Genomic DNA, 21,637 nt, shown 5'->3' with positions numbered 1-21,637 from the left:
ACAGCGGGAGTGCCCGGTTAATCGTTGTAAAATTGCTCCCCCAGGTTGAAGGTCAGAGAAAACCGGAGGGTATTCTCGAGGGGGTTGCGGACCTGGGCCGTAGAAAACAGGTACGACAGGTCTATCTGCGCATTGTTGTACTTAAAGCCGGCCCCCAGGCTGAAAAACTTCCGGAAGCCTTTCTCTTCACTTTCATTGAAATATCCGGCCCTCAACATAAAGGCTTCCCGGAACACATACTCTGCACCCAGGGCCCAGGTAACCTCTTGCAGCTCTTCGCTCAGGCCATCCGGCGCGTCCCCGAACGATTTAAAGACCCCTTCGAGGAAGCCGATTTGCTGGTATTCCTGGTTGTCCTCGGAGTCGAGGATGCCATTCCCATTAAAATCCTGGGGGGTGGGCACCAGCAATTTGTTGAATTCAGCCTTCAGGGACAGGGTATTGTCCATGTCGAAAATAAAATCGAATCCCCCGCCAAGGCCGAGGTTGGTCGGGAGGAAGTTCTCCTGTCCCCCGTCATCATACTTGATCTTGGGGCCCAGGTTGGAGATATTGAAGCCCCAGGTCCACCGGCCGTCAAAATTCTGATAGGCCTTTTCGGGCCCACGATAATATCCGGCAATGTCCACCGCGAAGGTATTCCCGTTTTGCACCGCGTTCCCCAATTGGGGGATTTCCAGGTTGGAACTGATAAAGCGCCCGGCAACGGCCATGGAAAAGCGGTCGCTGAGCTTCAGGGCGTAAGACCCGTCAATGGCCAGCTCATTCGGCTTGACCAGGGTCCCGGCTTCCTCGAAAGAGTTCCGCAATTCAATCTCCCCAAGGGTAAAATACCGGATGGAAACTGCAAAGGCACTGCGCTCGTTGAGCTTATTATAGAAACTGCCGTTAAGCAGGGCTATATCCGTGATTATGCTCTCCAGATAGGGGGTGTAGCTGATCCCGATCCCCGTTTTGCGTTCCGCAAAAGCGAACTTTGCCGGGTTCCACTGCTGGGAGAAGGCATCGACGGAAGTCGCGACCCCCAGGTCGCCCATCCCCGAGGAACGGGCATCAGAGGCAATGGTCAGAAAGGGCACCGCTGTGGTGATGACCCGGTCTCCTTCCTGGGCCAGGGTACGGGCCGAAACGAGCAGGAGAAGGATTATGACTGTTTTTTTCATACTTCTTCAAAGATGGTTTCAAAATTCAAAAATGGAACTAAAACCACAATAACTAAAAATTATCCGACGTATTGTAGAGTAACGCCATTATCCTGACGATGGTATGCCATAGTATATAAATTATTAAGAGAAAAAGGAAAACCATGGTAGCAGAGCAGGTAATGCATTGTGTAACAAGCCTAGTAAAAACACCCTTCGGGCAAACCCTTCCCTAATTTTGGGCCCATTTTATACTAGAAGCCGGGATTCCCCGTTATGATTGCAAACCACCCGGGTTCTGCCCCCTGAAACCAGGGCGGCATTTTTTACCGGACCACAAAATATTATGGGTTTTAAGCCGTTTAAGTAGCCGAAAAGCAATCGTTCTAAAAGCAATCCAGGCCCCCCGGGGCCCGGAGCGAAACCAAAGTCCTAAATACAAATGAAACAAAGACGTATCACCTCATTCGTTGCCGCGGCCCTGGCCATAGGTTCCCTGAGCATGCAGAGTTGCAAGAAATCTTCGGGGTCCAAGGATGTTTCCCGGGCCACCGGCTGGAAAATCAATGCCAAGGAAGGAGGGTTCCAGTACAATTCGGATTTCAAGGAACAGGAAACCGCCCCGGGCCTTGTGTTTGTTGAAGGCGGGACCTTTACCAAGGGAAAAGTGCAGGATGACGTGATGCACGACTGGAACAACACGGCAACCACCCAACACGTTCAATCCTTTTATATGGACGAAACGGAGGTGACCAACGTGATGTACCTGGAATACCTCGATTACCTGAAAAGCGTTTACCCGCCGGAAGATCCGAGATACACCAACATCTATGAAGGGGCTTTGCCCGACACCCTGGTGTGGAGGAACCGCCTGGGCTTCAATGAAACCATGACCAATAACTACCTGAGGCACCCCGCCTATGCCGAATATCCGGTAGTGGGGGTCAACTGGGTACAGGCTACCCAATTTGCCGAATGGCGTACTGACAGGGTCAACGAAGCCATGCTGGAACGGGAAGGATACCTGGCTGAAGATGTAAAATACCGCGCCATGAACGGCGAAATAGGCGGAACCTTCAGCACGGAGGCCTACCTGAATAACCCGAAATCCGTTTACGGGGGGCAGATCGATACCCTTATGGGAAAAATGCAAAAGGATTCCATGCCTACTTTCGCCAAGAGGAGTACGGGGATCATCATGCCGGAATACAGGCTCCCCACGGAAACCGAATGGGAATATGCCGCCCAGGCCCTTGTGGGTTCAAGGGAATACAACAACTACCGGGGACGGAAAAAATATCCCTGGGAAGGCGATTACACCCGGAGCGGCCAGCGCGTTGGCCGGGGTGACCAACTCGCAAACTTCAAGCAGGCCAAGGGAGACTACGGCGGGATTGCCGGATGGTCCGACGACGGGGCCGATATTACCGCCCCTGTAAAATCCTACAAGCCCAACGACCACGGGCTGTATGACATGGCCGGCAACGTGGCCGAATGGGTAGCGGACGTATACCGTCCCATAGTGGATGACGAAATCAGCGATTTCAACTACTTCAGGGGGAACGTCTTCATGAAAAAAGCCATAGGCGAAGACGGCAAGGTGAAAGTGCTTCCGCAGGACGAAATCGTCTACGATACCCTGCCAAACGGGAAGATTGTGGCCGTGAATATGCCAGGGGAAGTAAAGATGATACCCGTTGATGAGGAAGACACCTACCTGCGGACGAACTTCGCCGAGAGCGATGCCCGCGGATACCGCGATGGGGACCCCGGGTCTTCCAGGTTCTTCGACCGCTTCAGCGATGAGGAAGACGAGCGGAAAATGTACAATGCCCCCAGCCATACGATCGAGCGCGATGAGGAGGGCAACCTGGTCAGGGAATACGACAAGAGCAACTCCCGCACCTCCCTGATCAATAACGAAGTACGGGTCTACAAAGGCGGTTCCTGGCGCGACCGGGCCTACTGGCTCGACCCGGCCCAGAGAAGGTACCTGCCCCAGTATATGGCCACGGACTACATTGGGTTCCGCTGTGCCATGTCCAGGGTGGGCTCCAAGTCCAAGGACAAGAACAAAACGGTACGCGGTAAAAAAGTGAGGAAATAAATTTCCCCTCCCGCGGTAAAAAGCCCCGACTTCTGGTCGGGGCTTTTTATATTTACGCCATAGCCGTTATTTGCGCCATGAGCCTTGAAGAGATTTACACCCTGTTCCTGAAACATCCCGGGATAAGCACCGACAGCAGGCATATCGTACCCGACAGCCTGTTCTTTGCCTTAAAAGGAGAAAACTTCAACGGGAACCATTTTGCCGAAGACGCCCTGGCCAAGGGGGCGGCCTATGCCATTGTGGACGAAGCGCCCCCGGCCCCGTCCGACAGGGTGATCGTGGTGGCAGATGCCCTGAAATGCCTGCAGGACCTGGGAACCCACCACCGGAGGCAGTGCAGGGCCACGGTGATTGCCCTTACCGGAAGCAACGGCAAGACCACTACCAAAGAATTGATTGCCGCGGTCCTCGGGCGCAAATACCGCACCCTGGCCACGGCAGGGAACCTGAACAACCATATCGGGGTACCCCTCACCTTGTTGCGCCTGCAGGCCGATACCGAGATGGCAGTGGTGGAAATGGGCGCAAACCACCAAAAGGAAATCGCCTTTTTAAGCGGGCTGGCCGAACCCGACTACGGCTATATCACCAATTTCGGGAAAGCGCATCTTGAGGGCTTCGGCGGGGTGCAGGGGGTCATCAAGGGGAAAAGCGAATTGTACGACTACCTGATTTCCGCTGGCAAATCGGTTTTCTTCAATGCAGACGACCCCATTCAGTGCGAGAAATTGCAGGGTTACGCCAACAAATCCGGCTTCAGCACCCACGATCCGGGCCACTACAGGGTCGAAAACCTGGGGGCTGCCCCTTTTGTCACCCTGAAGGTGGAGGATACCCGCATACAGTCTCGCCTGAGCGGGGGATACAACTTCAGCAATTGCGCCGTTGCCGCCCTGATCGGGCATCATTTCAATGTGCCCCTTCCTTTGGTCAGGGACGCCATAGAGACCTACCTGCCCCAAAACAACCGTTCCCAATTGCTGACCCGGGGAGGGTTGGAGATCATTTTGGACGCCTACAATGCCAACCCCAGCAGCATGGGGGCTGCCCTTGAGCACCTGGCCTCCCTTCCCGTAGCAAATAAAGTGGCCATTCTGGGTGATATGTTCGAACTGGGGGATGATGCAGGCAGGGAACACCAGGCAATCGCAGACCTGGCCCTCGAACTGGGCCTGGAAAACGCCTACCTGGTGGGCAGGGAATTTTCCGCAACAAAATCGCCTTTCCGCACTTTTGAAAGTTTTGAGGCCCTGGCCGATTACCTGAAGGCAAATTCCATACAAGGACCGGCAACCCTGCTGATCAAGGCCTCACGAGGGATGGCCCTGGAGCGGCTGCTTGACTACCTCTGACCCGACACAGAATGGCTGAAGCCACCAGGCGCAAACCCCAAAAAAAATGCTTTTATAAACGGCCAATTTTTCCGATCTTGCGCTCCCTTTCCGGGATATTAGCTCAGTTGGTTTAGAGCGCTGCCTTGACAGGGCAGAGGTCACTGGTTCGAATCCAGTATGTCCCACATCACTCAGAAAACCCACGGCTAAAGCCGTGGGTTTTTCCATTTCAACCGAATCCGAGTTTACTCGGAGATGAGGGAGAAATGGAAAAAAACACAAGGCCCGCATGGGCCTGTGGGTTTTCGTTTTCTAATTGCAGCAGCGGGACCGGTCTGGATCACTGACCCCGATAGTTATCGGGGGAAGTAATCCAGAAGTTGGGCCGGAGGAAATGATACGCCGGCCGTTCGCGCCAGCGAATGGGCGGGTTTTCTAATTGCAGCAGCGGGACCGGTCTGGATCACTGACCCCGATAGTTATCGGGGGAAGTAATCCAGAAGTTGGGCCGGAGGAAATGATATGCCGGCCGTTCACGCCAGCGAATGGCGGGTTTTCCAATTGCAGCAGCGGGACGGGTCTGGATCACCCACCCTAACCAAAATTTTTTCGGTTTCCCACTGAATTCCCCCCTGTCCTGACGTGGATCATTTCCCTGGCCAAAAGGCCTTTATATCTTCGGGGTGATCAAAAAAACCTATTGTCTAACCTTAAAAACCCCATTTATCATGACCTTAGTTAAGTTTAACAGAAGGCCATTCGGAAGCCTGATCACCCGGGACTTCTTTGATATGGAGAACTTCTTCGACGACCGCATGTGGAAAGGCGGGCTGATGGAAACGGACTTCTGGAACGGAAAAACCGTGGAACCAGCACTAAACATCAGGGAAACCGACGACCATTTTGAAATAGAACTGGCTGCACCGGGGTTCTCGAAAAAAGACTTTGAGGTGACCATCGAAGACGGATTCCTCAACATTTCTGCCAAAAAAGAATTCACCAAAGAGGAGAAAGAAGAGGAGTACACCCGTAGGGAATTTAACTATTCCGCTTTCGAAAGATCCCTGCAACTTCCTGAAACCGTTAAAGAGGAAGAAATTAAAGCCAGGTACAACGACGGTATCCTGCGCTTTAAATTGATGAAAAGGGAGGAAGCCAAGAAGAGGCCTCCCAAAGTGATTGAAGTAGGCTGAAAAGCCCTTCGGTCCGGGACCCCGTATCTGAGGATGCCTTGTGGATATCCCCGGATACGGGGCTTTTTTATTCCTTTTTCCCGGGAAGAAGCCCCTCGGGGGCATCCTTCAATTGTTTTCGGGCTTCGCGATACCCGAGCTCGTATATGGTATCGAGGTCCTTCTCCATAAAAGTGCTGAATTTGCGCAATTTCCTGGGATAGATCAGCAGGTCGCACAGCTCGAACTTGGCGATAGAATCCGTGGCCGTCTTAATTTTTATGACCCGTTCCAGGACTGTAATGGAGTGCTTGATATCTGCCTTGCCCACTTGTTCGAAGGGATTCACATATACCCCAATCACCACGTCGGCGTCGTCACGAACCAGATCGGCGGGAAAGTTGTTCATGACCCCCCCGTCTACATAGTAGCCCTCCCCGATCTCCACAGGCGCAAAAACCCCAGGGAACGCGGCGGATGCCAGCAGGGTTGCGATCAATGGGCCTTCGGTGAAAACCTTAAGTTCTCCCGTCAGGATATTTGTCGCCGTAACCCGCATTGGGATTTTGAGGGAAGAAAAGTCATCCTCCGGGAGGTGCTTTTTCAGGGTCTCCCGGAAATTCTCAGGGTCCACCCAGCCGGGTTTCCCAAAGGCGTAATTGCTGAAACTCAGCAATTGCAACCCCTTGAACAATTTGAGCATTTCCTCTGTCGTGGTACCCTGCGCATAGAGGGCCCCTATAACGGCCCCTGCGCTGGTGCCGGCAATGAGGTCAGGGGTCAGGCCCCATTCCTCAAGGGCCCGAAGCACCCCAATGTGGGCAATCCCCCGATATCCGCCGCCGGAAAGGACTAAAGCTGTCTTCATAGGTGCGAGTATACGAAAATCCTGAATTAAATGCCTAAATTTAGGGAAATCCGTTGCCCCTTAGCTGACGGTTGTCATAAAATGGGAAGCCCCGTACCGACTACCTTTGAGGGTGCCGGTAAAAGGGCCCTGGCAGCCCGGCAATAACCCTTGGAAAGGCCGGTTTCAGCGGTCAGGAAAACCTATGGCCCCTGCCCCGGGGTATCGCTTAAGCGAACAACCCCGAAAAGTATACGATAAGAACATGGACCCTACCCAGGTACATCCCTCGCATTTGCTTCCCCTGTTTCAGGCTACGGGGGAAGCTGTACTGCTTATAGACCGCAAGGGCCAGATCCGAATGGGGAACCCTGCGGCGGCCAGGCTCTTCGGAACCACCCCTGAAGGCTTTGATGGCCGGGCAGTTTCGGAATTCATCCCCGGGGGAATCCCCGGCGAAAAGCTGGAAGGGGATCAACCCTTTACCCTTCCCTACCCGGGCCAACCCCCGGGATCAGCGCTTATGCAACTGCAGGTGGAAGCACACGCCACGGGAACCCGGGGCCTATGGCTCCTGCTCCTGAAAGCAATCGGGGCCGTTCCCGGTCAGGGCCAGAAAGCGCTCCTGAAAGAAGAAAGAATTAAAACAGATGCCCTGCTGGAGGCCATCCCGGATACCATCCTCATGATGGATTTCCACGGAAACCTCCTGGATTTTTATCCCCCCCTGGGGTCGGGATTCCTTTCAGGGGAAACCCTGGTTAAGGGACGTACCCTGGCTCAATTCCTCCCTTCACGGGTAATGGACCGGTTTTATGCTGCCATGGAGCAGGTGATGCAAATAAAACAGCCGCAGCAACTGGATTTCTCACTTACCGCCGGAGCAACCCGATTTTATGAGGCCCGGTTGGTTCCCATGAATGACCTTAGGGTTCTGGCCATAGTTCGGGATGTCTCCCTGCAGGTGCGCAGCCAGAAAGCCCTGCTCAGGGAAAAAAGACGGTTGCAGAGTTATCTCGATTCGGCCGCGTCTATGTTCGCAGTGATCCGGCCCAACTTTGAAATCGTCCTGGTCAACCAAAAAGTTTGTGAAGTGCTCGGGTATTCACGTGATGCGCTGCTGGGCAAGAACTGGCTTTCGTTCCTGGGGAGCCCCTCCGAGGGGAAACGGCTCAGGATCCTCTTCAGGAGCACTATGGAAGGGCGAAGTGAACTGACCGAGTATTTTGAAAGCCACATGGGCACCGGCAAGGGAAAAAAACGGTTGATCCGCTGGCGGAATGCCCTGTTGAAGGATCCTGATGGAACCATTACGGGGCTTATCTGCTCAGGGGCAGATATTACCGAACAAAGGATCATGGAGCGGGAGCTCCTCGACAGCGAAGCCAGGAACCGGGCTATCCTGAAAGCCATCCCCGACGTGATCCTGATCCATGGCCCCAGGGGAAAAATTCTGGATGTGAAAGCCCTGGAAACGGAAGACCCCTTCTGGAGCCCTGAAACCCTGGAGGGAAAATTGGTTTCGGAGTGCTTTCCGGAAACTATTGCGAAACCTATGCAAACCTGCATCCGGCAATGCATGGAAGAGGGAAAAACAACAAACCTTGAATTCTCCCTCGACTCTGAACTGGGGCGCCGATGCTTTGAAATCCGATATGCCCCGGCCGGAACCGGCCAGGTTTTGGGGGTGGCCCGCGACATTACCCGGGCCCGGTCGACCCAAAGGGTGCTGGACCTGAGAAACCGGGCGCTGGAAGCCGCCGGGAACGGGATCCTGATTTCCGACGGCAGCCAACCCGACAACCCGGTAATCTACTGCAACGAGGCCTTTACGAAAATTACCGGCTATCCCAGGGAGGAGGTCATTGGGAAAAACTGCCGCTTCCTGCAGGGCGACGACACGGAACAGGCAGCGATTGAAACCATCCGCAAAGCCTTGAAAGAAGGCGGCCCTTCAAGGGTGGTGCTCAGGAACTACCGCAAGGATGGAAGCCTCTTCTGGAACGAACTGACCATAACCCCCATCCTGGACGAAACCGGGAAGGCCACCCACTTTATCGGGGTCCAGAACGACGTCAGCGAGCTCATCTTCGAGGGGGAACGCAAAGACCTGGTCCGCAACATCCTGGAATCGATAACCCAGGACCTGCCCCTGGAGCAGTGTGCAAACGCCATCCTGAAATTGCTGGGCAGCCGCCTTCCCCGCCTGGGGGTGCAGCTGTGCCTCACGGTCCCGGAAACCGATATGCTCCAACCCATCGGGAGCCAGGGGTTGGCCCATTCCCTGGAAAGGCACCTTCAACAAGTCTCCCTCCGGGAAGATTCCGGCCGTCCCTGTCGCGAGGCCACCCTAACCAAAAAAGCGGTATGGCTCAGCGACCTCCGGGACATCCCGAAACCCGGCCCCTTCCTGATAGCGCTTGAAGAAGCCGGGTATCGCAGCAGTTGGTCCTACCCGGTTTTGTCCTCCGAAAAAATGGTGCTTGGCACCTGTACTTTTTTCAGCAAAACCCCCGGAAAGCCTGGCAAAGAGCACGAAGAGTTAATCCTGGATGCACTGCAACTGGCAGGGTTAGCGATCGAGAGGCACCTGACCCGCCAGCGGCTGGAAGCGAGCCAGCAAAAACTGGAAAAATACGCCAAGAACCTGGAGCGGGACGTCGCCGAGCGCACCCGGGAAGTAGAATCCACCGTACAGCAATTGCTGAAAACCAACCTCAGCCTGGAACAGCAAATACGGACCACGCAGGAGGCAGAAGACCGCGCCCTGGCCAGCGAATCACTCTTTGCTGCCATTGCGAGGAACTTCCCCAAAGGCGTCATTATGGTCTTCGACCAGGCACTCCGTTACCTGCACCTGCAAGGGGAAGAGCTGGACCGCCTGGCGTTGGACCGCTGGGACTTCGAAGGCATGTCCCTGAGCGATACCCCCGGCCTCTCCCCGGCCCAGGTATCGGACCTGGCCTCAAAAATCGGGAACACCCTGGAGGGCCGGCACCATTCCTTTGAATTCCAGGTGGGGGAAAATATTTACGACGTGAATTCCTCCCCCCTGCCCATGAGGGAAGGAAAGGGCTCCGCCCTGTTGGTCTTCAGCAACATAACCGAGCATAAAAAGGCGGAAAAGGAGCTGCTAAGGGCCCTGCAGATCGAGCAGGAACTCAACGAGTTGAAATCGCGCTTTATCTCCATGGCATCCCATGAATTCCGCACCCCGCTCAGCGCCATTCATTCCTCAGCCATCCTTATCGGAAAGCAGAATGAACCCGGCAAGGAGGAAAAGCGTCTAAGGTACCTGAACCAAATCAAGAACAACGTCAGGAACCTGGTGGTCATCTTGAATGACTTCCTGTCGCTGAGCAAGCTGGAGGAAGGAAAAATGAGCTGCGACCCGGTCCGTTTCGACCTGCTGGAGCTCATCCGATCCGTGCTGGAAGAACTGGAAAGCAGCCTCAAGGTAGGCCAGCATTTCGTGGAGGAGGTGGCCGTGGGATCGCTGATGGTAACCCTCGACCCGAAACTCATGCGCCATATCCTGCTGAACCTCCTTTCAAATGCCATCAAGTATTCCCGGGAAGACAAGGTGATTTTTATCCATATCCACTGCGAGGGCGATTCCCTGACCATTTCCGTGAAAGACGAGGGTATGGGCATCCCTGAAGCCGAGCAGGACCAGCTGTTCCAGCGGTTCTTCCGCGCCGGGAACGCCATTAACATCCCGGGCACCGGCCTTGGACTGCACATCGTTAAACAATATACCGAACTGATGGGAGGGACGATTTCCTTCCAAAGCCGGCTCCATGAGGGGAGTACCTTCCACCTGCACCTGCCGGTGCACCTAAACCAAAAGGCAGATGAAGAAAATTCTGATCATTGAAGACAACCAGGACGTACGCGAAAACACCGCTGATTTGCTGGAACTGGCGCACTACCAGGTTGTAACCAGCCCCGACGGGGCGTCCGGGATTGAAAAGGCCAGAAACCTGGCCCCGGACCTGATTATCTGCGATATCATGATGCCGGGTATCGACGGATACCAGGTACTGGAAACCCTTCAGCGGGAAGAACGGACCGCCAAAATCCCCTTTATCTTCCTTTCGGCGAAAGCGGACCGGACCGATGTGCGGAAAGGCATGAACCTCGGGGCAGACGACTACCTGACCAAACCCTTCGAAGAACATGAACTGCTGGAAGCTGTCTCCACACGCCTCAAAAAGCACGAATTCTTCCAGAGGGAATTCAGCAGGGACCTGCGGGGGATCAATGAATTCTTGCAGGAGGCCTCGGCCTACCTCAACCGGGAAGCCATTGAAAAAACCTACTACTCCAAAAACTACAAGCCCCGGGAAATCCTGTTTATGGAAGGCAATGCCGCCCACCACCTCTTTTTCCTCAAAAGCGGGCTGGTAAAGACCTACAAATCCACCGAAGGGGGCAAGGAACTGGTCACCGGGATCTGCCAGGAAGGGGAATTCGTCGGGCAATTGTCGATGCTGAACCCCAACAACACCTACCTGGAGACCGCCACCATCATCGAACCCTCCGAAATCTACAGCATCCCCAAGGCAGACTTCGTACACCTGCTGGAGGAGAACCGGGAAGTTTCTCAGAAGTTCATCGAGTTGATTTCCAGCGACCTGATCGACGCCCAGCAGCAGCTGGTGAACCTGGCCTATTCGCCGGTCAGGCAGCGGCTGGCCAGGGCCCTGCTCAAATTACAAAGGGCTGGCCTGATTCAAAACGAAACAAAAGAAGGCATCGATATTGCCCGCGAAGATCTGGCGGGCATGGTCGGCACAGCTACGGAAACCGCGATCCGGACGCTCTCGGAACTCAAGGAAGAAGGGGTCATTGGAATGGGGAAATCGCGCCGGATTCTCATCCTCGATCGCAAACGGCTGGAACAAATCGCTGCTTTCGGCTAAGCCGCCGGGGGCAGCTCAGGCCGCAATTTCTGGCGCATGCCCCTGAGGCGTCGCAAGAGCCAGCCGATGGCCGCGTTGGTAAGGGCTGGCTTTACGGCCTGCGTCCAGAGGCTGCTCGCGATCTGCACCGGGCTTTCCCTCAGTTGAAGCCTTAAGCGGTTCATACTGAGTTGCCGCTGCACCCGGAGCAGCTCCAGTTGCGCGTCGATCTCTTCGAAAGAGGAAAACTTCCTTTTCATGCGATTACAATTCATCAAAATACAAATCCGAAAAATGGCGGAGTACCGTCCTTTCCAGGCGGTGGCGCAACAGGAAGGCCATAGCTGCCACCAACAGGTAAAAGCCCCCTACCCAGAGAAAACCCTGGGGGTAATCGCCCAGTTTTTCACCCAGGGAAAGGGAAGCTGCCAGGGAGAGGAACAGTAGGGTCAGCAATGCCAAAACCCCCATCACCAGTGACTTCGCAAGTGAAGTTACCAGGCGCATAAGGGTTTTGAACATCCTCAACCTGAGGTAATCCGTACTGGATTCCACATAGTTCTGAACCTCCCCCGCAGCTTTTACAAACTCATCTTGTACGACCGGGGCTTGCATGGAACTTACTTCTGAAACTGGGCGTTCTTCTTGCGAAGGTCTTCCAGCTTATGTTCCAGGCCGGCGATGATATCATCGGCCTTGTAGCTCATCGTGCTCAGGGTATCTTCCAGCTTGTGCTCGAACTCATCCCTTTTTTCCCTTGCGGAACGGGTAAGTTCGTCCTTGGCGTGGGTAAGGCGTTCAGCCAGGTCATGGCTGGTCTCCTCTACTTTGTTTTTGATTTTTTTCCGGGTTTTGGACCCTTTGTCCGGGGCATAGAGGATTCCTACCCCGGCTCCGATAGCTGCTCCTGTCAACAGGGCCAGCATAATGGTTCCACTATCTGTTCTCATGGCTATTGGGTTTTAAAAATTACTATTCCTTTAAGACCCCTAAACTAGGAATTCCATTCCGGGAGGGAAATGACCTGCGTCATTTACGCGGGGTTTTTAGGGCCCTACGGCATTTCTCCGGCAAGGCCGCTCCTGCCCCCGGGCCAGGGGCGAAAAGGACTGATACAGATCATTTTTTTTGGAGGGTAAAAAGATGACCTTGTACTGTGAACCCCAAAAATGAAGGCGTCATGGAAAATACCCTGCATTACGACAAAAGACAGGCCGAATTCCACCGGTTTGTCAACGAGAATTACCCGGTCCTGAAGCGGCTGAGGGAAGAAGACAAACGCGAAGCCTTCAATGAGTTGTTGTTGAAGCTCCTACAGGGCGCCAAACGCTATCTCACCCGGGGCCTTCGCATCGCCCTTGCCAAAGGGGTGATTTCACATAACAAATACCGGCCCGAAGACCTCTTTGACCAACTGATCCTGGAGGTCTATGACCACCTCGACGAGGTGGGGGACAAAGGCCAGTTCCATTCCTGGATCTTCCAGCGGGCGGAAAAACTCCTCAGCGACATGGAGGTGGAGGAAGAATTCGAAGCGTACCTGTACGACAATATAGACGATTATTCCAAAGCGGAAAGGGAAGGGATGGACGAGGCCTTCAGCACAGACGGGGATGGCGACCTGGTGATGATGGACGAGTTGGATGATATTTCCTACCGCGACCACCACTACCTGCTTAAAAACATTTTCCTCGACGATGCCCATGAGGACCTGATGGCCCTTATGGAAAAGGAAGATTCCAGGGAGCGGGCCCAGGGCCACCTCGATGCCACCCTCTTCAGGCTGCCGCAGCCCATGCGCTCGATTTTTGAACTGGTTACGGAACAGCTGTTCTCCCTCGAAGACGTGGCCCTGATCAAAGGAATGCCTGTGGCCCGGGTGGAAGAAATCATGGACCGCACGCGTGAAATCCTGCAGACCTCCCTGAAGGAACGCTTGTAAGACCTTTATTAAAAAAAACAACCATGAGCACCAAGAAATTAACGACCTCCAACGACTACCTGTTGCCACAAAGCCTGGAAAGCCTGCACAAGGAAAGCCGGCAGTGGCTGGAAACCATAGCCTTTTGGAAAGATGAAACGCGCTTCTTTGCCTCCCTGCTCAGAAAGCAGGAAAAGTCAACCTTTGAAGGGGCCGACTACAGTGAAATGCTTGGCAACCTCGACCGGCTCCACGAAATGCTTTACGAGTACCTGGCCGATGAAATCATGGAACATGAACGCTTGCTGAGCAAAATAGAACAAGGAGTGGAAGGCGTTGCCGACAGCACCTACCGGGATCAACATCAGGAACTGGGCAAAAAGATAGAAGTCTTTACCCGGGACTTCCGAAAATTCAAGCTAATGGTTTTCGGCTATGCCAGAAATTGGGCATAAGCCGGCAACTCGCTTAGGCGAGGGCCTGCAGGTCATCCCCGGCGCTCCCTCCACAGCCGAAGTGCCTCCCTGGCGATGGCCAACTCCTCATCGGTGCGGACCACGAACACCCGTACCCGGGAATCTGCGGCGTGGATGGGATGTACCCGCCCACCGGATTCCCCGTTCTTCTGCAGGTCGAGGCGAACCCCCAGAAAGTCGAGGTCGCGACAGACCGCTTCGCGGAGCACAGAGGAATGTTCCCCAATCCCTGCGGTAAACAGGACGGCATCCAACCCGTTCATCGCAGCCGCGTAGGCCCCTATGTATTTTTTGATCCGGTAAGCAGCCATCTCAAGGGCCAGCCTGCAGGCCTCATCGCCCTGGGCTGCCCCCTGTTGGATATCGCGGAAGTCGCTGAAACCGGTTAGGCCGAGCAGGCCGCTCTCCCTGTTCAACAGTTTCTTGACATCTTCGAGGGAATACCCCAGTTCCTCTACCAGGTAGAAGATTATCCCATGGTCGATATCGCCGCTCCGGGACCCCATGATAAGGCCATTGGAAGGGGTAAAGCCCAGGCTGTGGTCGATACTCTGCCCTCCCCTGATCGCCGTGGCGCTACATCCGTTGCCCAGGTGGAGGCTTACCACCTTGGCGCCTTCCGGAAGCAGGGGAGCCACCAGGCTGTGCACATACTTGTGGCTGGTTCCGTGGAACCCGTACACCTGTATGCCGTGCTGTCTGTAAAGGTTTTCGGGCAGGGCGTATTTCCGGGCCTTCAGGGGGATGGTCCGGTGAAAGGCCGTATCGAAAACGGCAACCTGAAGGGCTTCGGGGAAAAAGGCTTCCGACAGGAGGATCCCTTCCAGGTTGTGCGGGTTGTGCAGGGGGGCCAGGTCGGAGAGTTCGCGGATCTGCTCCAGGACCTCCGCATCTGCGGCCACGGTACCTGAAAACCGGGTACCCCCGTGCACCACGCGATGCCCAATGGCGGCAATCCCATTGGCCCCATCAAGGGTGCCGGGCTGCAATTCCCCCAGGGCTTGGGCAATGCGCTGCAGGGCTTCCCGATGGCCCGCATCCCCCAGTTCCTCCTGCCAGGCCCCTTCAGGGGAATTGAATTTGAGCAGGGTACCGCCGGTGCCGATCCGCTCGGCTATTCCATGGCATACCGAGGCTTCATCGGGCATGTTGAGCAACTGGAATTTCAGGGAGGAACTTCCCGAATTCAAAACGAGGATCTGGGTTTGCATGAGCTCTTTGTTAATTGCCTGGGTACCGCCTAAAGTCCCTGGGCCTGGATAGCGGTAATCACCACGGTATTGTAAATATCCTCTTCGGTGCATCCCCGGCTCAGGTCGTTAACCGGTTTGTTCAACCCCTGCAGTACCGGGCCAATCGCCAGGGCGCCCGTTTCCCGCTGTACAGCCTTGTAGGTGTTGTTCCCCGTGTTCAGGTCAGGGAAGACAAAAACCGTGGCCCGTCCGGCAACCTCGGAGTCGGGCAGCTTGCTGCGCCCTACTTTCAGGTCCACGGCCGCGTCGTACTGGATAGGCCCCTCGATTTTCAGGTCGGGGCGTTTTTCGCGGACCAGGCGGGTGGCTTCCCTTACCCGGTCGACGTCTGCACCCTGACCGGAACTTCCCGAGGAATAGGAAAGCATGGCAATACGCGCTTCCAGCCCGAAAGCCATAGTGGTATCGGCCGACGAGATGGCAATCTCGGCCAGTTCCGCGGCCGTGGGGTTGGGGTTGATGGCGCAATCCCCGAAAACCACTACCCGGTCGGGGAGCAGCATAAAGAAGACCGAGGAAACCAGGGAAACCCCCGGCCGGGTCTTGACAAATTGCAGGGCCGGCCTGATGGTGTGTTGGGTGGTATGGGTTGCCCCGGAAACCATGCCATCGGCATGGCCTTTGTACACCATCATGGTCCCGAAATAGGAAACGTCTTCCATGAGGTCCCTGGCGGTGGCCGGGCTCATGTTCTTGTGTTTACGCAGTTCGTAAAGGGTCTGGGCATACTCCTCAAACCGGGGGGAATGTGCAGGGTTGAGCACCTGTACCTGCCCAAGGTCGAGGTCCAGCCCCAGGAGGGCCACCTTCTGTCGTATCTCCTCGGGGTTGCCCAAAAGGGTGACCCGGGCAGCCCTGGAGTGGACCAGGTCGCGGCAGGCCCTGAGGATCCGCTCATCGGTGCCCTCGGGCAGGACAATGTGTTTTTGGTCTGCCTGTGCCTTTTTGAGCAGGTTGTACTGGAACATCCTGGGGGTGATGCCTTCTGCCCGGAAAGTAACCAGCCGGTCGGCCAGGGCATCTTCTTCCACAAACCGCGCAAAATCCTTTATAGACACGTCTATCTTCTGGCTGTTTTCGGCATAGATCTGAGGCCTTACCGCCCCGATCTGGTTGGTGACCGAAAAGGTGCCGCCTTCCACGGAAATGATGGGAACCACCTCGGAGAGGCCCTCGATGAGGCGGATAATCGTATCTTCCGGGAGGAGCCCGCCGGTAAGGACAATCCCGGAAACGGACGGATAGTTCGTGGACACATGGGCCTGCAGGGCCCCAAGGATAATGTCGGCCCGGTCGCCCGGGGTAATCACCAGGGTATCCTGCCCCATGTGGTTCAGGTAATTGCGCAGTTGCATGGCCCCTACCCCAAAGTGCCCGGCCTGGTTATCGAGGTGCTCTTTCCCGAAAAGAACCTTGCCCTCCACCGCGGCAACGATCTCCCGGATGCTCGGGTTGGACAGGACAGGGTTCAGGGGTATGGCGCCCAGCAACACCCCCCCGGGAAGTTCTTCGCCCAGGCGCTCGAGGATCAGGGCCCGGTTTTCAGGCTGTACCTTGTTGGCGACCGCCATCAGTACCTCCACGCCCTTGTCCTTGAAGGAGTCAACGGCCAAAGCCAGGCTGTTGACCAGTTCCTCCAGCGTTTTGCCCACCCCGCTGGAAATAATCAGGGTGGGGATGCCGAGGTTCTTGGCCATCAACACATTTACATCCCATTCGATAATGGCGCCTTCGCCCACAAAATCAGTCCCTTCCACCAGCACAAAATCGAACCGGCTTTCTATGGCCTTGTATTTCCCGATAATCGTATCCAGGAGCTCGTCTTCCTGGTCGCGGCTGCTCTTGAGAACCACTTCGCTACGGGTACAGGCATAGGCCTCTTCGTATTCCATGGGGATATTGAAGTACGACAGGATGGTTTGGATATGGTTGTCCTTCTGGCCTTCGGGATAATCATTGATAATCGGCCTGAAATACCCAACGCGGGCCATCCTGCCCAGCAGGAGGTGCATAAGGCCCAGGGAAACGATTGACTTCCCGCTGTTCGCTTCTATGGTGGCGATATATATGGCTTTATTCATCGAAGAAAGGATTCATTTTCCGCAAGTGGCAAAGTTAGGGGTTTCACCGGTCAAAGGCCCCGTGAAGGGCGAGAAAATCCTGATAAAATCTGCCCGGAACACCCGCCAGGCTGCCAGGGAAGACTGATCCAAATCATTTCCCGCCGCGCTTTCCGGGGATATCTTTATGGCATTCGATTGAAACTATCTCAAAATTAACCCAGATGAAATCAATACTCTATGCAACCGATTATTCCATGGCTTCTGTTAGCGCCATGCGTTACGCCAATACCCTGAGTAACATGCTGGGAATGCGGCTGGTAATTACCCATGTCTATGACCTTCCAACCATATTGGGCACCCAGCTCCAGACCCCGTTCCCGGACCTGCGCAAAGACACTTCGCGGCACGAACGCACCCGCCTCGTCGAATTCTATGAGGAATATGCCGGGGAGATGGAGCAGCCCGGGGAAGTCATTTTCGAACCTGTGGAAAACATGTCGGTGCTTTCGGGGATTATCTCCAAAGCTACCGACTGGCATGTCAGGTTAATCGTCGTGGGGATGCGGGGGGAGAGCCTCCTGAGGGAACTGGTGATGGGCAGTACCGCAAAAAAGCTGATCGACAAAGCCCCCTGCCCGGTACTGACCGTGCCCGCTGACCATCGGTTCGAGAAAGTAACCGACCTGGTCTATGCCACCGATTTTGAGGTGGAAGATTTAAGGGCCCTTGAAAAGGTAGTGGCCCTGGCCCGCCTGTGGGATGCCCACATCAGGGTGGTACACGTGACCATGGACAAGGAATACGCCGGACAGTCGCAGATGGAGTGGTTCAGGGAAATGGTGGCCCAGAAAATCGACTACGACAAAATCCATTACGAGGTACTGGAATCCGACAACATCATCCACTCCCTGAAGGATTACTCCAAAAACAGGCATGCCGGGATGATCGCCATGCTGGACCGAATGGAAAAAGGGGCGGCCAAGAAAATTTTCCATGGGGACCTGGTCAAAAAAATGGCCTCCAGCAGTCGGTTGCCCCTGCTGAGTTTCAATGAGCGAAACCTGCAGACGATGTTCTTCTGAACCTGGCCGGTCTCAGAGGAATTGAGGCAGGATCAAAAGTGGTATTTTCGAGTCAAAAGCGATTCGATTTACCACTTTTTCTTTGGCCAGTCCTTCGAAGATCGAGTGCTTGTGATGCATCAGGGCCAGGAGGTCCGCCTTTTGGGCATTGCTGTGGTCAGTAAGGGTTTTGGACAGGGTTTTGTCGAGGGGTATTTCTGAAAACCTTACGGCATGCCCTTTAAAACGGGTCCGGAGCAAGGCCTTGTTGGACTCCTGTTTGGGTTTCAGGGCAAATTCCCGGGCGGCATAGACCACGTGCAGGGTAGCCTTCCAGTCGGTGATAAGGTCGACCAGCGGCCGGAGTTCGAAATCTTCATAGTGCTGCATGTAATCAGTTGGGAAGATGACACTGCGCAGCCACTGGAAGTCGTAGGACTCCGGGACGGCAATAACGGGCTTGTTCCGTATGTTTTTGAGCATGCGCACCGTATTGCTCCCTAAAAAGACACGTTCAGCCCCCGTGGCCCCCTGGGTTCCCATAATAATCATATCGGCAGGGTGGGCTTCCATCCTTTGCCGTACCACGGCGATCAGGTCGCCCGGGCGACATAGGGCCTGGAACCGGTGCCTGGGGTTTTGGTGGTTTTTCGCCAGGTAATCGGTGATTTCCTTCATTTTGGCTGCTGATTCCACTTCCAGCGACTGGTAGATGGTCCCCAGCCGCTTTTCACCCCGATCGCCAAGGATGTTGGCCAGTTCCGGTTCAAAGGTGTGGAGCAGCACAAACAGGCACTGCTGGTCGTGGTAGAGTTTCAGGGCCGTAAACAGGGCATTCCAGGCATTCTTTGAAAAATCGGTGGGCAACAATATGGTTTTCATGGCATTTCTCATTGAGCGATTACCGGGTTGTGGACGTATCGGGTACCACCAGGAAAGGGATCCTGACGTGGAAGCCAATTTGGTCGACATTCTGCCGCAACAGGAGCCTCTCGAAGAAGGAGTGCCTGCGGTTCATCATCACCAGAAGGTCCACCGGGTGTTCCTCGATATAGGCCAAAACGGCATCCGGCATCAATTGGCCCTCGAGCTCCACGGTCTCGTATTCCAATTCCTCAAGGTGCCGCTCCAGGTGGGCTTTGTTGTCTTTTTGTTCCAACGTGAGCCCCCCTTCTTCGTTGACGTGCAAAAGGGTAAACCGGGCCTGGTGCATCCGGGCGATCTTCAGTATAGGGAGGAGGTCCTCCGGCTTGTAACGGTTCAGGTAATCACTGGGAAAGAGGATATTGCGCACCGGGTGGTATTTTACCTGCTCGGGGATGGCCATAACCGGGGCCTTGCCCTTGCGGATCACAAAAACGGTATTGGACCCCAGGAAAAGTTCCTTGGCCCCGCTGGCCCCCTTGGTACCCATTACCACAAGGTCGATCCCCCTGGAACCGACCAGGTCCTCAACCTCATCCGTAAGGGTGTTGAAGGAGGAGACAAGCTCAAACTGGTGGCGCGGATTGTCGTAAACCTTTTTGATATCTTCGAGCGTCTTTTCAAGGCCCATCAGCGAAATGTCGACCCCTACGTCGGGGATGGCGCTGAAACTCGGCCCGCCGAACACGTAATCCATCCGGTAGAATGCCGGGGAATAGGTATGCAGCAGGTAAAAGGTACAGGGCTCATCCTTGAAAAAGTTCATAGCATAGGCAATCGCGTGCCAGGCGTTATCGGAAAAATCGGTGGGAATCAGGATCGTTTTCATTTCGGGTCCTTCGTTATTGTTCCTTTTAAAGGTACTCCGGGCCAAAGGGCCCTACTATGACTTCTGTCAGTTCCCTTTCCGCCCAATGACCCCTGTGGTGCACCCAAATATCATTATCTTTACGGCATGTCCGACCCGTCGCACAACAGATCCCTGGCCCGGTTTATCGACCACACCCTGCTTGCGCCCACCGCTACGGAGGCCGCCATCCGCAACCTGTGCCGCGAAGCCCTGGAATTCCACTTCAGGGCGGTATGCGTAAGCGGCTGCTGGCTTGGGGTGGCCCGGGAAATGCTGCAGGGGAGCGGGGTCGGCCTGGCAGCGGTGGTTGGGTTCCCCCATGGAAATTCATCAACCCCGGCCAAATGCCGGGAGGCCGAAGCCTGCCTCGGGGACGGGGCCGGGGAGCTGGACATGGTGGTCAACATCGGGTGGCTCAAATCCGGGGCCCCCGAAAAGGTCGCGGAAGAATTGCGCCAACTTCGGGCAATCGCCCCAAAGGCTGTCCTAAAACTCATCCTGGAAACCTGTTACCTCAACGAGGAGGAAAAACGCCTGGCCTGCCGGCTGGCCCTGGAGTCGGGGTGGGATTTTGTAAAGACCTCCACGGGTTTCGGTCCCGCAGGGGCCACGGTGGAAGATGTGCTTTTGATGAAAGAAATTGCCGGGGAAACCATGCAGGTGAAAGCCTCCGGCGGGATACGAGATACCCAAACCGCCAGGACTTTCCTGCAGGCCGGGGCCACCCGAATCGGGACGTCCTCCGGGCCTGCAATCGTCAAGGGCGATAACCCTGAACCGCTATGAGTCTGCACATAGGCGCAAAACCTGGCGAAATCGCCGACTTTGTTCTGATGCCCGGCGATCCGCTGAGGGCGGAATGGATTGCACAGACCTTCCTGGAGGATGTCACCTGCTATAACCGCATCAGGGGGATGCTGGGTTTCACGGGTACCTACCAGGGGAAAAAAGTCTCCGTACAGGGGAGCGGCATGGGGATTCCCTCGGCCCTGATCTATTACAATGAGCTGATCCGCGACTACGGGGTGAAAACCATTATCCGGGTTGGGACGGCTGGCGCCCTGCAGCCGGACCTCGGGTTACGCGACCTGGTCATCGCCGTCAGTGCTTCCACCACTTCCTCCATCCTCCAGGAGGTCTTTCCTCAAGGCATTTTCGCACCCACAGCAGACTTTCGCCTGCTTGAGAAAGCCATCGGGGGAGCCAGTGCGCTTGGGCTTTCATTCCACGCAGGGAACATCCTTTCCACAGACACCTTTTATCCTGAAAGCGACCCGGCCTACCAGGCCTGGACCGACTACGGGGTGCTCTGTGTGGAAATGGAAACGGCCGGGCTCTATTCCCTGGCCTCCAGGCACAGGGTGCGCGCCCTGTCGATCCTGACCATCTCCGATTCCCTGATCAGCGGGGAGCGGACTTCTGCCACCCAGCGGGAACGGTCCTTTTCCGAGATGGTTTCCCTTGCCCTGTATTGCCGGTAAGGGCATTCCCTTATTGCCTTTCGTTTTCAAACTGCAATTGACCCAGGTCATTTCGGGTCCATGGGAAATAGGGGATCTTTATGGCCAACCCTTAAACCA

Annotated in this window: 19 protein-coding genes and 1 tRNA gene; 11 read left to right on the top strand and 9 right to left on the bottom strand. The window is 55.2% G+C overall.

The annotated features are described in order from the left end of the window. Nucleotides 1-17: 17 nt before the first annotated feature. Nucleotides 18-1,163: a type IX secretion system outer membrane channel protein PorV gene (gene porV, locus NG653_RS09965; protein ID WP_252741557.1), complete on the bottom strand. Its 1,146-nt coding sequence runs from the start codon at nt 1,161-1,163 to the stop codon at nt 18-20. A gap of 421 nt (nt 1,164-1,584) precedes the next feature. Here porV and gldJ point away from each other — a divergent pair, with 421 nt between their 5' ends. The 4 genes from gldJ to NG653_RS09945 all read left to right on the top strand — a co-directional run bounded on the left by gldJ (nt 1,585) and on the right by NG653_RS09945 (nt 5,779). Further along, on the top strand, nt 1,585-3,249 hold the full coding sequence (gldJ, locus tag NG653_RS09960; RefSeq protein ID WP_252741556.1) for a gliding motility lipoprotein GldJ: 1,665 nt from the start codon (nt 1,585-1,587) through the stop codon (nt 3,247-3,249). A gap of 77 nt (nt 3,250-3,326) precedes the next feature. Continuing rightward, nucleotides 3,327-4,604: a UDP-N-acetylmuramoyl-tripeptide--D-alanyl-D-alanine ligase gene (locus NG653_RS09955; RefSeq protein WP_252741555.1), complete on the top strand. Its 1,278-nt coding sequence runs from the start codon at nt 3,327-3,329 to the stop codon at nt 4,602-4,604. 92 nt (nt 4,605-4,696) lie between these two features. Further along, a tRNA-Val gene (locus NG653_RS09950) sits at nt 4,697-4,771 on the top strand. A gap of 543 nt (nt 4,772-5,314) precedes the next feature. Continuing rightward, the gene (locus NG653_RS09945) at nt 5,315-5,779 is read left to right on the top strand and encodes an Hsp20/alpha crystallin family protein (RefSeq protein ID WP_252741554.1); all 465 of its coding nucleotides are present in this window, start codon (nt 5,315-5,317) and stop codon (nt 5,777-5,779) included. A gap of 67 nt (nt 5,780-5,846) precedes the next feature. On the opposite strand, the gene NG653_RS09940 is transcribed toward NG653_RS09945, so the two are convergent. Continuing rightward, nucleotides 5,847-6,626, bottom strand: a complete 780-nt coding sequence (locus tag NG653_RS09940) for a patatin-like phospholipase family protein (protein ID WP_252741553.1) — start codon at nt 6,624-6,626, stop codon at nt 5,847-5,849. A gap of 184 nt (nt 6,627-6,810) precedes the next feature. Here NG653_RS09940 and NG653_RS09935 point away from each other — a divergent pair, with 184 nt between their 5' ends. Both NG653_RS09935 and NG653_RS09930 read left to right on the top strand, forming a co-directional pair. Next, entirely contained in the window at nt 6,811-10,482 is a 3,672-nt protein-coding gene (locus NG653_RS09935) for a PAS domain S-box protein (RefSeq protein WP_252741552.1), read from the top strand. Then, the gene (locus NG653_RS09930) at nt 10,460-11,530 is read left to right on the top strand and encodes a response regulator (RefSeq protein WP_252741551.1); all 1,071 of its coding nucleotides are present in this window, start codon (nt 10,460-10,462) and stop codon (nt 11,528-11,530) included. Before NG653_RS09935 ends, NG653_RS09930 begins: the two co-directional genes overlap by 23 nt. Here the strand turns inward: NG653_RS09930 and NG653_RS09925 are convergent. The 3 genes from NG653_RS09925 to NG653_RS09915 are packed head-to-tail and all read right to left on the bottom strand — an operon-like array spanning nt 11,527 to nt 12,459. Further along, nucleotides 11,527-11,769 (bottom strand): hypothetical protein, encoded by a 243-nt coding sequence (locus NG653_RS09925; RefSeq protein ID WP_252741550.1) that lies wholly within the window; start codon nt 11,767-11,769, stop codon nt 11,527-11,529. The genes NG653_RS09930 and NG653_RS09925 overlap by 4 nt on opposite strands. Nucleotides 11,770-11,773: 4 nt before the next feature. Then, complete coding sequence (locus NG653_RS09920; protein ID WP_252741549.1) at nt 11,774-12,124, bottom strand: hypothetical protein; 351 nt, start codon at nt 12,122-12,124, stop codon at nt 11,774-11,776. A gap of 5 nt (nt 12,125-12,129) precedes the next feature. Further along, complete coding sequence (locus NG653_RS09915; RefSeq protein ID WP_252741548.1) at nt 12,130-12,459, bottom strand: YtxH domain-containing protein; 330 nt, start codon at nt 12,457-12,459, stop codon at nt 12,130-12,132. 230 nt (nt 12,460-12,689) lie between these two features. On the opposite strand from NG653_RS09915, the gene NG653_RS09910 reads away from it, so the two are divergent. Together NG653_RS09910 and NG653_RS09905 are read left to right on the top strand one after the other, a co-directional pair. Further along, nucleotides 12,690-13,451, top strand: coding sequence for an HAD family hydrolase (locus NG653_RS09910; RefSeq protein WP_252741547.1), 762 nt, complete (start codon nt 12,690-12,692; stop codon nt 13,449-13,451). Between the two features lie 23 nt (nt 13,452-13,474). After that, on the top strand, nt 13,475-13,885 hold the full coding sequence (locus tag NG653_RS09905; protein ID WP_252741546.1) for a hypothetical protein: 411 nt from the start codon (nt 13,475-13,477) through the stop codon (nt 13,883-13,885). A gap of 32 nt (nt 13,886-13,917) precedes the next feature. Here the strand turns inward: NG653_RS09905 and NG653_RS09900 are convergent, their stop codons facing one another. Both NG653_RS09900 and pta read right to left on the bottom strand, forming a co-directional pair. Continuing rightward, the gene (locus NG653_RS09900) at nt 13,918-15,117 is read right to left on the bottom strand and encodes an acetate/propionate family kinase (RefSeq protein ID WP_252741545.1); all 1,200 of its coding nucleotides are present in this window, start codon (nt 15,115-15,117) and stop codon (nt 13,918-13,920) included. Between the two features lie 29 nt (nt 15,118-15,146). Then, nucleotides 15,147-17,240: a phosphate acetyltransferase gene (gene pta / locus NG653_RS09895; RefSeq protein WP_252741544.1), complete on the bottom strand. Its 2,094-nt coding sequence runs from the start codon at nt 17,238-17,240 to the stop codon at nt 15,147-15,149. Nucleotides 17,241-17,443: 203 nt separating this feature from the next. Between pta and NG653_RS09890 the strand changes: the two genes are divergently transcribed. Continuing rightward, on the top strand, nt 17,444-18,304 hold the full coding sequence (locus tag NG653_RS09890) for a universal stress protein (protein ID WP_252741543.1): 861 nt from the start codon (nt 17,444-17,446) through the stop codon (nt 18,302-18,304). Between the two features lie 12 nt (nt 18,305-18,316). On the opposite strand, the gene NG653_RS09885 is transcribed toward NG653_RS09890, so the two are convergent. Both NG653_RS09885 and NG653_RS09880 read right to left on the bottom strand, forming a co-directional pair. Next, nucleotides 18,317-19,165 (bottom strand): universal stress protein, encoded by an 849-nt coding sequence (locus tag NG653_RS09885; RefSeq protein WP_252741542.1) that lies wholly within the window; start codon nt 19,163-19,165, stop codon nt 18,317-18,319. A 19-nt stretch (nt 19,166-19,184) separates the two neighbouring features. Then, nucleotides 19,185-20,036, bottom strand: coding sequence for a universal stress protein (locus tag NG653_RS09880; RefSeq protein ID WP_252741541.1), 852 nt, complete (start codon nt 20,034-20,036; stop codon nt 19,185-19,187). Nucleotides 20,037-20,162: 126 nt separating this feature from the next. On the opposite strand from NG653_RS09880, the gene deoC reads away from it, so the two are divergent. Both deoC and deoD read left to right on the top strand, forming a co-directional pair. Further along, entirely contained in the window at nt 20,163-20,843 is a 681-nt protein-coding gene (deoC, locus tag NG653_RS09875; RefSeq protein WP_252741540.1) for a deoxyribose-phosphate aldolase, read from the top strand. Further along, nucleotides 20,840-21,538, top strand: coding sequence for a purine-nucleoside phosphorylase (gene deoD / locus NG653_RS09870; protein ID WP_252741539.1), 699 nt, complete (start codon nt 20,840-20,842; stop codon nt 21,536-21,538). The genes deoC and deoD overlap by 4 nt, the downstream gene beginning before the upstream one ends. Nucleotides 21,539-21,637 lie beyond the last annotated feature (99 nt).

The organism is Robiginitalea marina, from assembly GCF_024006985.1.
Taxonomy (GTDB): Bacteria; Bacteroidota; Bacteroidia; order Flavobacteriales; family Flavobacteriaceae; genus Robiginitalea; species Robiginitalea marina.
The sequence above is the reverse complement of the archived record's forward strand: the minus strand, read 5'-3'. Positions and strand labels throughout refer to the sequence as shown.